The sequence below is a fragment of the Pseudomonas crudilactis genome, from assembly GCF_013433315.1.
GTDB classification, from domain to species: Bacteria; Pseudomonadota; Gammaproteobacteria; order Pseudomonadales; family Pseudomonadaceae; genus Aquipseudomonas; species Aquipseudomonas crudilactis.
This window is the reverse complement of sequence record NZ_WXVV01000010.1, coordinates 61,478-75,633: the sequence shown is the minus strand read 5'-3', so window position 1 is coordinate 75,633 and position 14,156 is coordinate 61,478. Positions and strand designations below refer to the sequence as shown.

The window sequence follows — 14,156 nt, the reverse complement described above, 5'->3', positions numbered from 1 at the left end:
CCGAATGTGATGGATATTTTTTTCAATGTGTTGGGCGTGGTGTTTCTGTGGCTGGCGGTGGAGTACTGCTTGCGGCGGGAGACGGCGGACAGTCTGGATGAGGCGAGCATGGTGCCGTTTGCCGATGACCCGGAGGTGGCGCGGCGGGTGGAGCTGGCCACCGGCAAGACTGTGAAAGCGGTGGCGCCGGAAATAGCGAAGCCGGGGTGGGTCAATCTCGATATGTGAGGGGTGTCAGTCGGGCTGCCCTCACCCTAGCCCTCTCCCAGAGGGAGAGGGAACTGACCGAGTGGTTTGTTCGGGTTACGTCGACCTGAAATATCCAAGGTGAATGCAATCTCAAAAACAATGAAGATCGGCTCCCTTTCCCCCTCGCCCCCCCTGGGGGAGAGGGCTGGGGTGAGGGGGTAAGCTCTTGATCTTAAGCGCGATCGCGAGGAATCAAGCTCTGCAACTGCTGGGCAAGGAAATTGGCGTCGAAGGCAAACGTATCCGGATCCTTCAGCCCATTGGTCTTGCGCCACTGCCACTCACCATTCGCCAGTCCCACCAACGAAATGCTGCCATAACGCGCCGCCGTCAGCCCCATCACCGCAAGAGAGATCTGTCCCGCGCTGCCCATCACATCCGGCACGAACTCCACCGGTTTGCCGGCAATCACAATGCTCAGTTTTTCCGTCTTGAAGGTCGAGGTTTCCACCGGTGTGCTCGGCCCGAACGCGACGTACGCCTCGCGATTCACCTCCAGCAGATTCGGCGCCTGCACCGGCTCCAGCCATTGCTGAATATCGCCGAACAGCGCGGCAATCCGCGTGGCCCAGACCGCTGACTGTGTTTCGAACAGTTGCTTCTTGTGCGCTTCGCTTTCGGCGTAATGACGAAGCATTTCGCCCAATTGTTGTACGTCGTCCATAGCGGTGTTCCTCGGAAAGGAGCTGCAAAGGTCGATAGTGGCAGATACCAGCCGCTGCGTACGTTTAACCTGCACCAAGTCCGATGAAGCACCATGACACTTGGGTGAAAGATCAGCAGTACAGTCACTTGTTGCTGGCATCGGCCCCTGAACAAAAGGAAACTCCCCGCAGACCCGAACGTTCGACACTGTCATATGCCTGAGGACATCCAATGCGCACCATCGGCCTGATCGGCGGCATGAGCTGGGAATCCAGCGCCGAATATTATCGCCTCATCAATCAGCAAGTCCGCGACCGTCTCGGCCCGTTGCGTTCGGCGCAATTGCTGATGTACAGCGTCGACTTCGGCCCTGTCGAACAGGCCCAGCACGCCGGGCGCTGGGACGATGCCGCAGCGATTCTGGTGGATGCCGCGCGCAGGCTCGAAGCCGGCGGCGCCGAATGCGTGGTGCTGTGTACCAACACCATGCACAAAGTGGCCGAGCAGATTCAGGCAGCGATCAGCATTCCGTTTCTGCACATTGCCGAGCCGGCCGCGCAGGCTGCTCTGGAGATTGATGCGCGCACGGTCGGCCTGCTCGGCACGGCGTTCACCATGGAACAGGATTTTCTCAAGCAACGCCTGGTCGCCAAGGGTTTGACCGTGTTAGTGCCGGACGAAACAGAGCGCAAGGATGTGCACCGGATCATCTACGACGAACTCTGTGTCGGCGTGATCAGCGAATCTTCGCGGCAAATCTATCAGCGAGTCATTGAATCCCTGACCGCACGCGGTGCACAGGCGATCATTCTCGGTTGCACGGAAATCGGCATGTTGATCAAACCCGAACACAGCGCCCTGCCCCTGCTCGACACCACCGAACTGCATGCACAGTCGGCGGTGGCGTTCGCGCTGGGCGACTGAGTCAGGTTTTCGGGCGAGTGCGCAGGCGCGCCATGCTCAGGGTGTCGACCCACTGCCCGTCGCGCACGGCGTAATCACGAAACAGGCCTTCGGTCTCGAAACCGAATTTGCGGTAGAGCGCGATGGCGGCCTCATTGTCGGCGTAAACCGAGAGTTCGACGCGGTGCAGATTCATCCAGTTGTCGGCGACGTCCAGCGCCGCCGCCAACAGCTGCGAACCCACGCCTTTGCCCTGCCACGCGACCGCAACGCCCATACCGAAACTGCCAGCGTGCGCCCGTCGCATCCGCGAATACGCCTCCAGTCCGAGGTTGCCGATCACCACGCCCTGATGCAGCGCCACCAGTTTCACCGCACGTTCGTTGTCCGCCAGCAGGCGTTGGCGCCAGACTTCTACGGACTGAAACGGCATCTGCAACACCTGCCGCGCCACGGCCGGATCGTTGTACAGCGCGGTGATGCCTTCGAGGTGGGATTCGTTGAAGCGTTCGAAGTGGATGGCGGGGTTGTGGTCGGGCATGGCGGATCCTTCCTGGATCGATGTGTGGCCGATCACTCTAAACCGCTGAACACTTTGTCTGCCATAGCAAAATATTTGTAGGGGAATGTGGGCACAGGAGGATTGCGTCAGGGCTGAAACCATTCGTGGCGTTCGTTGAAGGTGTGGTGGATGAGGTCAGTGAGCGTCTGCACTTCGGCCACATTCTGTGACTCGGCATTCACCGCCAGCCATGCCTGCAATTGCATGGGTTCGGCGAATAATCCGGGCAGCGCGATCAGGCCCCGATCGAAGCGGCTCATGTACGCCGGCAACAACCCGATGCACGCGCTGCAGCGAATCATCTCCAGCATCAATTCATAAGACTGCATCTGCACCACACCCGCCAGGCGCTGCTCTACCAACTCATTCCACGGCCGGAAGCTGTCGATCTGCCGGTCGTGTTGCCACTGCACCAGCATGAAATCGGCGAGGTCATCAGGCGTATCCGGGCGGGCGGTGACGCGGGAGTAGCGTTTGGCGATGTGTGGCAGGTAGTCGAGGCGCGCCAGTGGTTGCGGTTCGCTGGTGGCGAAGGTCGGGCCGGGGTGTGGGGTTTCACCGTTGGCCAGCCACAGCACGATGTCGGCGCTGACCGCGCGCAGCGACAGTTCGCTGTCCAGCGCGATGATTTCCAGACGTACGCTGGCGTTGCGGCGCAGCAGTGCGATGAGGTCGCGGCCGAGGATGTCGTGCAGGATGGATTCGGCGACGGCCAGGCGAATCAGCGGTTGTTCGATCACTGGGAGTTTGCGCTCGTTGGCCAACGCAACCAGTTTGGCCTGGAGTTGCTGGCCTTCGCGGGTGAGGCTTAGCGCGCTGCCCTGAAAGCTGAACAGCGTGTGCTGAAGTTCTTGCTCAAGCTGCGCGAGTTGTTTGCGCAGCAAGGTCGAGCGCACGTTGAGGCTGCGCGCGGCTTGCATGAAGCAGCCGCAGCGGGCGCTGACCAGGAAGTATTGCGCGACGTCGGCGTCGATGGTCGCGGCGTGTGCGAGCCACGGTTCGCTTTTGTCGTGCGGCCAATGGTATTCGGGATTGCCCTGTCGTCCTGCGGGTTCGGTGAATGACATCGATGACTCCCTGTCGATCTTTGTATTTGTCTTGAGTGCACCATAGATCCCTGTGGGAGCGAGCTTGCTCGCGAAAGCGGAGTGTCAGTCAGCAAATATGTCGAATGTGCTGGCGCTTTCGCGAGCAAGCTCGCTCCCACAGGGGTAGCGGTGGAACTGGGATTAGTGTTTTTCCTTCAGGACTTTGTTGAGTTCAGCCCCGTCGATGCTCAGTGTTGCGGTGTTGAGCATTCCGTCCAGATAGGCTTGAGCGATTTGCTCCTGGCGCTGCGCACGCAAGGCCTGGGTCAGTTGATCGCGCAGTTCGTCGAGGGTCGCGTTGCGCGCCGGTTGTTGCTCGGTGAGTTTGATTACGTGGAACCCGGCTGCGCTCTGGACGGGATCGGAAACCGCGCCAACCTTGAGCCGCGCCACTGCACCACGCACCTCAGGCACCAGTTGCTGCAACGGTTGCAGGCCGCTATCGCCGCCGCGTTCAGCGGTGACGCGATCCTGAGAATATTGCGTGGCCAATGCAGCAAATTCCGCTGGCGTCGTCTGAGCTTTCTTGCTCAGGTCAAGCGCCTGCTTGCGCACCGACTCAAGATTCTGCGGATCACTTACGCCGAGGAAAATCTGACTGACCCGATACAACGCCGGGGTCTGCCAATTGGCTTTGCCCGCGTCATAAGCCTGCTGCAATTCAGCCGCACTTGGATAATCCGCCGGCACTTGACTGACCGAACGCAAATAATCACGGAAGACAATCTGCTCAGTCGCCGCACGGGTCTGCCGTGCCACCTCCGGGCGCTGTGCCCACCCCTGCGCATCAGCCTGTTCCAGCACCGCTTTTTCAGCCAGACGCGTGCGAATCCAGCGTTCCAGCGCCTCACGGTTGCCGCGCAATTGTTCGCGGGTTTCCGGCGGCACTGTCGCCAGCAACGCCTGCAATTCGTCAGGCGAAACCTGCTGATTACCCAACCGCGCCACCGCCGGCCCCGCAGCAACCGCCGCCACAGGCGACGATTGCTGGGCGGCGACCGGGTCACTGCCCGGTCGCACCACCAGCGCCACGGCCACCACCAACAGCGCCACCGCAGCGGCGCTGATCACCATGGCAGGCTTTTTCACAGCGCGACTTCCGCTTGCTCGGCGACGGCGACTTTGGCGGTCTGCGCGCTGCCGTTCTGGGTGAAGTCACGCAGATAAACGATGAACTCCTGCAGCAGGCGATCCCACAATTCCAGGTTGCCGCGCAGGTGATCGTTGCTCACGCCCGCCGCCACCACCACATCCATTTCCATCACCAGAAACTCGCCCTGCAACGACAACCGCGCAAACCGGCGGCTGGCGTTCCACTGCTCCGCCACACCCTGTGGCAACTCACCCTGCACCCGCAGCGCACAGCTGAAAGTGAAATCGACGTAACTGCCCTGCTCCACCGCCGGGTTGCCGAAACGCACAGCGTAACCAATGCCCTGGCTGGCGCTGAGCAGCTGGACGATGCCGTTCTGTTCGGTCTGGTTGACGCGATAACCGGCGGCTTGCAGGACGTCGGTCAGGGATTGTGGGGAAACATGGCTGATCAATTGAGTCATTACTTCTTCCTTGTTTATCAGTGCGTGAGCGCGGCTTGCGGCGCGTCGAATTGAGTCTTGTAAAGGTCATCGCCAAACCCCTGAGCCAGTTCATCGAACTTGACCCGGGCGCTGCCCGCGAAGGGCTGGCGGATCTTCATCACCTCGGCCACGTCGATGTTTTCGTAGGCAGTGAGGATCTGCTTGGCGACGCCGTACATCTGCTGATTCTTGACTGAACATTGCTGCACTTGTGTGTCACGTTCAGCCAATTGCGCTTGAAGCTTAGACCGTTCTGCCTCTTTGGCACGGGCCATGACCAGCAACTCGTCATAGGCTTTTTTGAACTTGCCGGTCTGCTCGGCGCTGGCTGCCACTTGTGCCTGCGCCTGGCTGTGCAGGCTCTGTTGCTGTCCGGCCAATTGCTCGGCAACTCCTTTGGCCTTGGCCAGTTCAGCGCTCAATTGCTTGATTTGCGCCTGCGCAGCCTTGGCTTCGTTTTGCGCCGCCAATTGCGCGGCGCTGGCCTGGGCCTGTTGACTTTGCAGGGCCTGCAACTGCTGCGTGGTGCTGCGCAATTGCGTGCGCAGGCGTTCTTCCATGCCTTCGGCATGCGCTCCAGTGGCGATCAAAAGCCCGAGCCCGAGCCACACAAATCGCGTTTTCATAACCCTCTCCCGGCGCCTTAGAAGCGCGTGTTGATCTCAAGCTGCAAGACGTCGATGTCGAACGGCGCGCCGTACACCGCTTCGGTGCTCATCCAGCGACCGGTGGCGTAAACGTTCTTCGCCAGACCGTAGTTGCCGCCGATGAAGTAACCCTTGGCGTTGGTGCCGCCGAGGTGGAACGACGAGTCGTTGAAGCCGTCCGGCAAGGCGTCGGGCTGGATGTATTTGTAGCCAGCGAACATGTTCCAGTCGCCCTGCTTTTTCAGGTCCAGCGCGCTGCCGAGGGTGAACTGCACCATCCATGCGTTGGCGCCGCTTTCGATGTCGCCGTTGCTGTCGAGGTTGTTGACGATCTGCCCGGCCGAGCGCTTGCGCATGTCGCCTTCGTCGTACGCGAGGTTGTGGATGTAGTTGCCCTGGCTGCGCAGTTTGAAGTCTTCCGGCAAGTCGGCGTCCCACACCACGTTCAGATCCAGCAGATTGAACTCGGACGCGAGGCCAACAAACTGAGGCTGCGGCGTGGTGGTCGGGTTGAGCGGGTTCGGCGTGATGTCGCGCAGCAGGAACACGCTGTTGCCCTTCTGCATGAACGCCGCACGGCTGCCGTCGCTGTCGCAACCCGGTGCGCCGGCCCACGGTTCGCAAGGGCTGGAACGCTGGCCTTGAATGTCGTCGAAGCGGTAGTAAGCCAGCGCGCCTTTCAAGCGGTTGTTGCTGTTGATCGCCCATTTGGCACCGATCTGCGCGCCGTACAGCCACTTGTTGTCGCTCTCTTCCTTGTCGAAGCCGTTGCTGCTGGCGGTGTCGTTGGTGTAATCCACCGGGAACGCGCCGACGGTGCCGAACACGCCCCAGTCGCGGTTGAGTTTGTGGTCGAAAATCGCCGCCACGCCGTCGAAGTTCAAGTCGTTGGAATAGAGCATGTCGGTGGACATGAATGGGTTGGCGAAGCGGCCGCCGGTCAAGGTCAGCTCATCGCTCGGCTTCCAGTTCAGGTAACCCTGATCGAGCCAGATGTCTTTCTTGGCGAAGCCGCCGCCGAGGCTTTGCGTGGTCGATACCGGGTTGTTGTCGGAGCCGGTGCCGATGCGAATGCCAGCGGTCCATTGCGGCGAGATCTCGGCTTTCATGCCCAGTCGCGCACGAATGCGGAACTGGTTGGTGCGGTCTTCGCGAGTATTGAGCAATGGCGGCAGATTGGTGCTGCTGTTGGGGTTTACGTCGTATGGGCCGTTGTTGTTGAGCTTGGCGAAGTCGACGATCTCGTTGCTGTTGCTGTCCGAGTAGTAGCGCGATTCGTCACGCAGACGAATGTCGCCGTCGAAACTGATGCGCGCGGCCCATTCCGGGAAGCTGTTGGGCGCGGCCCAGTTTTCCTGTTTGGCGGTGGCCATGACTTCGGCTTTGACCTGATCGCGGATTTGGTCACGCACGGCTGCCGGCACATATTGCACACGGACATCGCCCGGCGCCGCCACTGGCCCCGCCGCCACAGCGGTGGATGCCGCAGCTTGTTTCGCCTGCGCCGCTTCGTTCTGCGCCTGGGCGATCAGTGCGTCGGCCTTGTCCTGTTTCAGAATGCCCTGCTCGACCAGCAAGCGGATCAGATTGATCGTGGCGTTCTCTGAGGGCGCAGGCGCTGCCGCGGCCTGACCGACCAGGGTCGCAATGACCATGCCGACCGCCAGGGACAATCGATTCACGTTGGAAATCATCTGCACACAACTCCTTTTGCCAAAGCGTAAATAAGTGAATTAACCCGGACGCCGCCCTTGCAGGGACAGGCGCACAGGCAAAGTGATGGAGGCTGGAGGCCGTTCGCTCAGGGCCGGCGCACCACGCAGCGCGGCCAACACCTGCGTATCAATCTCGGGGTTGCCGCTGGATTTGATCAGCTCGACCCGGGTGATCTCGCCGACGCTGCTCAGCCAGACATCGGCCTGCAGCGAAAACGCGAGGTTGCGCAGTTCGGGGTTCTCACGCAGCAAGCGCTGGAAGGTGAACGCCAGAAACTGGCTGTACGTCCCGGTGCCCAGACGCCCGCCGCCAGCTCCGGCCATGCCGCCACCCTTGCCTGCGCCGATGTTGAAGGCGTCGTTGCCGCTTTGAGCATCACCGTCCATTTGCATCGGGTTGGCCAGATCGTCCGCCGGTGATGGCGGCGCCTCTTCCTCAGGCTTGACCTCTTCTGGCTCGGGCGTCGGTTCTGGCTCGACGACTTTCTCTTCCACCGGGGTTTCCGGTTCCGGCGGCTTTTCCGGCGGCGGAGGTGGCGGTGGCGGCAACGGAATGATCGTCGGCACCTTCGGCGCTTCGCGGCGGATGCCACTCATGTCGTTGGCCCATTGCCAGAGGAACCACGCGGCGAGTGCGCCGATCAGCAAGCCGGCGCCCCACTTCGCATAACGCAGCGCTGGCTTCTTCACCGGCAGCGGCTCGATCGGGAGTTGTGCGCTCATGACTCAGCCCTGACTCGGTTTGCCGGTGACGAGACCGACCTGGGACAGTTCGAGCCGGCGCAACAGATCCAGCACTTCGATGACTTTCTGGTACTGCACCGTCGCGTCGCCGCGCACGATCACCGGGAAATCCGGGCTCTGCGCCTTCTCGATGCGCAGGCGTTCTTCCAGCTCGGCCAGCGTCACCGGGTAGGCATCGAGGAACACCTGGCCGCCGTCATTGACCGAAATCGCCTTGGTCTTGGCCTCGGACAGCGACACGGACGCGCTGGCCTTGGGCAGGTTGATCTGGATCCCGGAAACCTGCGCGGTGGCGGTGAGGATGAACATCACCAGCACCACCATCAACACGTCGACCAGCGGGGTGATGTTGATGCTGTCCACCGCTGCATCTTCGTCATCGTCGTGGGAGGCATTTACAGACGCCATGTCAGTGCTCCTCAGGCCGGTACAGAGTGGTTGGCGTGATGGCCGCGATGCGCCGACTCACTGAACTGGCTCTCGCCATGCATCTCCGCCAGCCGGGTGATGAACTCGTCGACGAACACGCGCATGTCGGCGCTGACTTCCTTGTTGCGGGTGATCAGGCGGTTGTAGCCAAACAGCGCCGGGATCGCGACGAACAGGCCCATGGCGGTGGCGAGCAAAGCGGCGGCCATACCCGGGGCGATGGCGTTGATATTCACGTCACCGGCCATTGCGGTGCCGAGGAACACCACCATGATCCCCAGCACGGTGCCGAGCAGGCCGATGTAAGGGCCGCCGGCGATCGCGTTGGACAAGGTCGAGAGTTTCGAGCTCAGTTGTTGGTTTTCGCGGGTGCGCACGCCGTCCATGGAGCAGCGGATGGCCTCAATGGTCGCGGCGGAAACCGACGAGGTATCGGCGCCCTGCTCTCGGCGAGTGCGAATCTCTTTCACCGCTACCAGATACAGGCGCCACAGCGACGAATGCTGCAGGCGTTGGGCGAGTTGCGCGTCGTCGGCGAACATCTCCAGACGCGTGCCGACCTTGGCGAACTGCACGCGGAAGTCTTCGTTGGCGGCAGACACGCGGCTGAGGCTGCGGTTCTTGCGCAGCATTATGACCCACGACTGGAACATCATCAGCACCAGCACGGCGATGATCACCCAGGCGTCGATTGGCACGGCGTTGAGCAGGAAGCCGAGGCTGCCGAAACCGAAACCGGACTGTTCTTCGTCGACACCGTAAACCACCAGTTTCGACTCGGCACCTTGCGAAGTAGCGTCCGCCAGCAACAGCGCTGCCGGGCGCGAAACCTTCGACAGACGCAATTCATCGATAGCGCCAACGAATGGCTGGAATGGACCTTCGTGCACGTCAGCGCCGATGGCCATGACCGAGTTGAATGCCGGCATCGCCAGAGCAAGCGTGGCCGCTTCGCGACCGTTGATGAACAGGGTCACTTTGGAGCCTTCAGCGGTCAGCGCGACATGCTGCCATTGGCCCGGATTCAGCGCTTGGGTGGCGACGGCGCGTTGGCCATCGATTTCCACAAACGGCACGCCTTGGTTGGCACCGATCAGCAGACTGTTGGCGCCTTCACGACGGGCGAGAATCAGTTGTTCGCCACTGGCCTGATCCAGACGCAGCCAGGCACTGAAGGTAAACGCACTGCCGGCGTTGTGTTGCAGCGATGGGCTGGCCGGCAGCAACAACGGCTGGCCTCTGAACTGCAACGCGCGCCCTACTACGCCGTCAATCGCCGCGCCGGTGGCGCTTTGCGCAGTGTTGCCGTAGGCGGTGGTGTCTTTGGCCGGAGTGCCGGTGGCGCCGTCGAAGTGATACAGCGCGGTGTAATTCGGATCAAACGTCAGTTGGCCGTTGCCGGTCGCCGGGGCCTTCTGATTGCCGTAGTACATCCAGATATCTTGACGCTGACCGCCCTCGACATTCGGCACATCGACCCAGATCAGCGCCATGCCCATCAGCGCGTCGAAACTTTCGATCTGGTGGTTGAGCACGGTCTTGTCATCGGCGGCGACGAAGCGCAGGTCCGAACCGTCCTCCTTGACCCCGTCGAAGGTGAAGTTGCCGGTGTGCAGGCGTACCAGCAGCGCGGTGCGACCGAGGGCCTGATTGATTGCCGCGCCTTGTGGCGTGGTGTCGACGGCGATCTGTTTGCGGTAATGCCAGTCGTCCTGCCACCAGGCCTGAGCCGTGGCCGGGAGCACGAAGCCCAGGCAGATCAACAACGAAAGGAAGAGGCGCTGCATGAACGTGCTCCTTGTCAGAAAGTGGCTTGAAGGTTGAAGTGCAGGCGCGATTCCTGTTTCGAGGTGTTCGGCCCTTCGAGTAGCGGGTAGCCCCAGTCGAGGCTGCCGGACAGCCATTTGCTCAGGCTGGCGCGGGTGCCGAGGCCGACGCTGGCCAGGGCGTAATTGGCGTCCTGATCGGGCAGTTCGTCGCGCAGGTAAAGTTGCGCACCTTCGGCGAAGGCATAGAAACGCCAGTCCTGCATCCACGTGCCGGCGTACTTGGCCAGCGATGGCGTGCGCACTTCCTGACTGAGCAGCAAGCCGTCATCGCCGGTGCGTTCGGCGGCCAGATAGCCACGCACCGAGGTCGCGCCGCCGGCGGAGAATTGTTCGTTGGAAACCAGTGGCCCGGACGCCAACTGGAACGCGGCTTTGCTTGCGCTCTGCCAGTCGCTGTCGAAGGTCCAGGTGTAATTGGTGTCGCCCTTGAGCACGGCGAAGCTCGGTTTGGCGCGATAGCGTTTGTAGTCGAAGTCTTCGTCGGAACTGCCGTAACCGAAAATGCTGCGAGTGGCGGCGACCAGGCTCAGGCCGAGGCCGAGCTGACTCTTCTCGGTGTAGCGATAGCCGTTGTAGGCAAAAGTGAACGGCGCATATTGCAGCGGGACTTTGTCACTTTCGCCGGACAGGGTCAGGCGTTCGTCGAAGTCCTTGAAGTCGATGCCGGCCGACAGCGAGTTCGACCAGTTGCCGCTGGAGGGCAGCGTGTAGATCGCCGAGACGCCGTAGCTGTGGCCCTTGCCGAGCACGTTGCTGCCGCCGATGGTGGCGACGTTGCTGTCGGACTGGTAACCGGAGAACTGCACGCTCCAGCGCTCGGTCAGCGGTGCGGTGTAGGAGCCGGACCAGACCTTGGCGTTATCGGTGTCCTGCGGTGCGGTGAAGAACGTCAGGTTGACGCTATGGCCGAGTTGCCAGAGGTTGTTGTAGCCGAGGCTGGTGACCGTGCGCAGCTTCTCGGTGTCGGCGCTGTAGTCGTTGTTGAGGCCGACGCTGGCGGTCCACGGGTTCTGGTCTTCGACCTGCAAATCGACGTCCATGGTGCCGGGGCGCTGACCTTCGCGCACCAGCGGCATCACCTGTCGGCCCGGGGTTTTGTTCAGTTGCGCCAGTTCGCCCTGAACCTTGGCGAAGTCCGGTACCTCACCTTCTTTCAGCGCCGGGACGTCGTCGCGGATGTCCAACGGCGAATAGTGTTTGGCGCCGACCACACGTACCCGGCCGACCTTGGTTTCGCTGACTTGCAGGTAGACGATACCGTCGGCCACGGCTTGCTCCGGCAACTCGACGAACACCGATTGGTAGCCGCGTTCCTGATAGGCTTTCTGCAAGGCGTCGCGCGCACCTTCGATGTCGCTGAGGGCTTTTTGCGGGCCGAGAAACGGGTATACCGCCTCTTCGATCGCCCGTGCATCGAGCACGGTGTTGCCGCGCACGAAGTATTCGTTGACGTCGACCAGACGCTGCGCCGCCGAGTTGTTGGCGGCCTCCTCGGCCAATGCCGGCTGCGCGCCCGCCGTCACCAGCAGCCAGCCCCACAGCGCCAGCCGTGACTTGAAAATCGGTTCCACACTACCCCCTGAATTCGCGATGACCTGTTGGCGTTTCGAACGCCGCGTGTATGGCGTCAATTGCTGGCTGTCGAGGCGCAGGCGTGTTTGCCCAGCCATGTGTGCAAAAGCGCGAAGTTCAGCGAGAACTCGGGCATTTGCAGCAAGGCACCGCAGAACACTTCGCCGATGATTTTTTGAATGAGCAGCACCGCGCGCGGCTCGTTGAGCAACGTGGCGATGTCGCGACTGAGGGCGTTGAAGCTCCAGACTTTCTGGTTCAGGCCGAGGCCGACGAACCAGCGGAACAGCAGGTTGTAATTAAGCTGTTCATACAGTTGCTGCTCGCTGGGCACCGAATAGAGCAGTTGCAGGAGCAGGATGTGCATCACCGTTTGCGCGGGAATCAGCATGCCCGGCTCGGCATTGAGGTCGTGCAGGAGTTCGCGGTGGGCGTCGAGCAAGTCGTCGATCTGCGGGCGCAGCAACACCAGCGAATGGCCCGGCGGAATGTAACTGGACACCTCTTTCAAGGCGCCCTGCCAGTCATCCTGCGAGACAATCCAGACCCACGGCGCGCCGTAGCGATACACCGAAACCGGCTTCTTGCGCGCGGCTTCGACGATCTTCGACAAGCGTTGATCGAGTTCCTGCATGCCCACTTTCGAGTAGCGTTCCATAGTCCCCATTGCCTCACTCCCGGCGTCCCGCCTCGGCTTGTGAAAAGCGCCCCGTTGGGCCCCTCAAGCGCGTTACATAGGCATGACCGGACTGGCGATGTGCTACCGAACTTTTGTCATAAAAGCTTCATTACAGAATTGATCTGGATTTAACAGACAACACAAAACCCTGTGGGAGCGAGCTTGCTCGCGAAAGCGGCGTGCCAGTCGAGTAGAAGGTGACTGACAGGACGCCTTCGCGAGCAAGCTCGCTCCCACAAGGGGATTTGTGGTGATTTGGGGTCAGGTGTAGACGGGCCAGGTGTCGACGATTTTGCCGTTGCGCACGGCGAGCAAATCGCCAAATTGCAGGAGTACGGCTTCGGTCTGGGTCGGGCGCAGGAACACCTGGTCTTCCACAGTGAGGCCGACGGCATTGGAGCCGTTGACCATTTCCTGATTGGAGCTGCGACCATACACGCCGTTGCTTTGCAAACCAGCGGGCGATTCGAACTCGGCCATCCAGTTACCGCCATAGATGAAGAAGGTCTGGCGCTGATTCTGGTCCCACCACGAAAACAGCTTCGACTTGTCATCCAGCGCCGGAATGTTTACCGCGCCAGTGCTTTTCAACACGGGCGTAGCGATGTAAGTCGCGGGGACGTGCTCGCTGAGCGATGGCAAATCGTAGTGAGTTGGTTTGAGCATCGCCGTGCCCACGGAAACCTCGCTGCTGAGCTTTTCGTTTTCGTGAATGCGATAACTCGGGCTGCCGGCGGTATTCAGGCACAAGCCGTCGTGCCACAACGCGGGAAACTGCTGGCGGGTGAAATCCACGCAACGCTGATAAATCACCATGACCTTGGCAAACAGTTCCTCGGGCGAGCCAAGAATCCCCGGCACCCCCATGCCCACGAACGGGTCGTAGCCCATGAACCCGGCGAACTCCAGATGTTGGGGGTTCGCGCTGATCAGCGTAAACATCTGCCCAAGGACATTCACATCACTGACCCCACCGCGATGCAGGCCGACATCCAGTTCGATGTTGATGCGCATCCGTGTGCCCAGTCCTTGAGCCAGCGCAAGGTATTGCTGCAAACGTTCGGGGCCGTCGAGCAACCATTGCAGTTGTTTCGCAGGATCGAACGAGCCTTTGTGGGCTTGATAAAACAGCTCTGCCGAACGCACCGGCAACGGCTTGCCGAGCAGAATGTCGGACTGCGGAAACACCTGCGCATCGTGATTGAGAAACGGCTGATGAAACGACATCAGCTTTTGCGTGCCGGCACGTTGCGCGATGTAGCTCAATAGCCCCGGCGCGGGCAGCGACTTCTCCACCAGCCGCAGGTGTTTACCACCGCGTTTGACCGACTGCATCACCACATCAATGTTGTGATCGAGACGATCGAGATCGATCAGCAGCACCGGGCGCATAGGCCCTTTACCCCTCAACTCTTTGTTCAGTGAGCGGAAATATTCGCTGTACGGCGCGCCTCGATCGCCCGGTCGCAGCCACGCGCCAACCCCCACCAACAAAGCGCCGACCCCCAAAGTGCCAA

At 61.1% G+C, this 14,156-nt stretch carries 15 protein-coding genes; 2 read left to right on the top strand and 13 right to left on the bottom strand.

Annotated features, from left to right (window positions below; translation table 11 throughout):
* Window positions 1-9 precede the first annotated feature (9 nt).
* Entirely contained in the window at window positions 10-228 is a 219-nt protein-coding gene (locus tag GTU76_RS12995; RefSeq protein WP_175554218.1) for a cbb3-type cytochrome c oxidase subunit 3, read from the top strand.
* Window positions 229-421: 193 nt separating this feature from the next.
* Here the strand turns inward: GTU76_RS12995 and GTU76_RS12990 are convergent, their stop codons facing one another.
* Window positions 422-913 (bottom strand): hypothetical protein, encoded by a 492-nt coding sequence (locus tag GTU76_RS12990; RefSeq protein WP_016983400.1) that lies wholly within the window; start codon window positions 911-913, stop codon window positions 422-424.
* A 212-nt stretch (window positions 914-1,125) separates the two neighbouring features.
* Between GTU76_RS12990 and GTU76_RS12985 the strand changes: the two genes are divergently transcribed.
* The gene (locus GTU76_RS12985; RefSeq protein ID WP_180698762.1) at window positions 1,126-1,818 is read left to right on the top strand and encodes an aspartate/glutamate racemase family protein; all 693 of its coding nucleotides are present in this window, start codon (window positions 1,126-1,128) and stop codon (window positions 1,816-1,818) included.
* A 1-nt stretch (window position 1,819) separates the two neighbouring features.
* Here GTU76_RS12985 and GTU76_RS12980 read toward each other — a convergent pair whose 3' ends face one another.
* The 12 genes from GTU76_RS12980 to GTU76_RS12925 form a co-directional block, all read right to left on the bottom strand.
* Window positions 1,820-2,338, bottom strand: coding sequence for a GNAT family N-acetyltransferase (locus GTU76_RS12980; RefSeq protein ID WP_180698761.1), 519 nt, complete (start codon window positions 2,336-2,338; stop codon window positions 1,820-1,822).
* 107 nt (window positions 2,339-2,445) lie between these two features.
* The gene (locus tag GTU76_RS12975; RefSeq protein WP_016983403.1) at window positions 2,446-3,426 is read right to left on the bottom strand and encodes a LysR family transcriptional regulator; all 981 of its coding nucleotides are present in this window, start codon (window positions 3,424-3,426) and stop codon (window positions 2,446-2,448) included.
* 162 nt (window positions 3,427-3,588) lie between these two features.
* Window positions 3,589-4,536: a peptidylprolyl isomerase gene (locus tag GTU76_RS12970; RefSeq protein WP_180698760.1), complete on the bottom strand. Its 948-nt coding sequence runs from the start codon at window positions 4,534-4,536 to the stop codon at window positions 3,589-3,591.
* The gene (locus GTU76_RS12965; protein ID WP_180698759.1) at window positions 4,533-5,003 is read right to left on the bottom strand and encodes a YbjN domain-containing protein; all 471 of its coding nucleotides are present in this window, start codon (window positions 5,001-5,003) and stop codon (window positions 4,533-4,535) included. The genes GTU76_RS12970 and GTU76_RS12965 overlap by 4 nt, the downstream gene beginning before the upstream one ends.
* A gap of 17 nt (window positions 5,004-5,020) precedes the next feature.
* Window positions 5,021-5,650 (bottom strand): DNA repair protein, encoded by a 630-nt coding sequence (locus tag GTU76_RS12960; RefSeq protein WP_180698758.1) that lies wholly within the window; start codon window positions 5,648-5,650, stop codon window positions 5,021-5,023.
* Window positions 5,651-5,667: 17 nt separating this feature from the next.
* Window positions 5,668-7,365, bottom strand: a complete 1,698-nt coding sequence (locus GTU76_RS12955) for a putative porin (RefSeq protein WP_016983408.1) — start codon at window positions 7,363-7,365, stop codon at window positions 5,668-5,670.
* A 39-nt stretch (window positions 7,366-7,404) separates the two neighbouring features.
* Complete coding sequence (locus GTU76_RS12950; protein ID WP_150692666.1) at window positions 7,405-8,109, bottom strand: energy transducer TonB family protein; 705 nt, start codon at window positions 8,107-8,109, stop codon at window positions 7,405-7,407.
* Between the two features lie 3 nt (window positions 8,110-8,112).
* Window positions 8,113-8,538: an ExbD/TolR family protein gene (locus tag GTU76_RS12945; RefSeq protein WP_007915482.1), complete on the bottom strand. Its 426-nt coding sequence runs from the start codon at window positions 8,536-8,538 to the stop codon at window positions 8,113-8,115.
* An 11-nt stretch (window positions 8,539-8,549) separates the two neighbouring features.
* Window positions 8,550-10,346, bottom strand: a complete 1,797-nt coding sequence (locus GTU76_RS12940; RefSeq protein ID WP_180698757.1) for a DUF2341 domain-containing protein — start codon at window positions 10,344-10,346, stop codon at window positions 8,550-8,552.
* Between the two features lie 14 nt (window positions 10,347-10,360).
* Complete coding sequence (locus GTU76_RS12935) at window positions 10,361-11,959, bottom strand: ShlB/FhaC/HecB family hemolysin secretion/activation protein (protein WP_180698756.1); 1,599 nt, start codon at window positions 11,957-11,959, stop codon at window positions 10,361-10,363.
* 56 nt (window positions 11,960-12,015) lie between these two features.
* Window positions 12,016-12,627 carry a transposase gene (locus tag GTU76_RS30595; RefSeq protein WP_007915478.1) on the bottom strand — a complete coding sequence of 204 codons (612 nt, stop codon included), beginning with the start codon at window positions 12,625-12,627 and terminating at the stop codon, window positions 12,016-12,018.
* A 273-nt stretch (window positions 12,628-12,900) separates the two neighbouring features.
* Window positions 12,901-14,109 (bottom strand): DSD1 family PLP-dependent enzyme, encoded by a 1,209-nt coding sequence (locus tag GTU76_RS12925; RefSeq protein WP_180698819.1) that lies wholly within the window; start codon window positions 14,107-14,109, stop codon window positions 12,901-12,903.
* Window positions 14,110-14,156 lie beyond the last annotated feature (47 nt).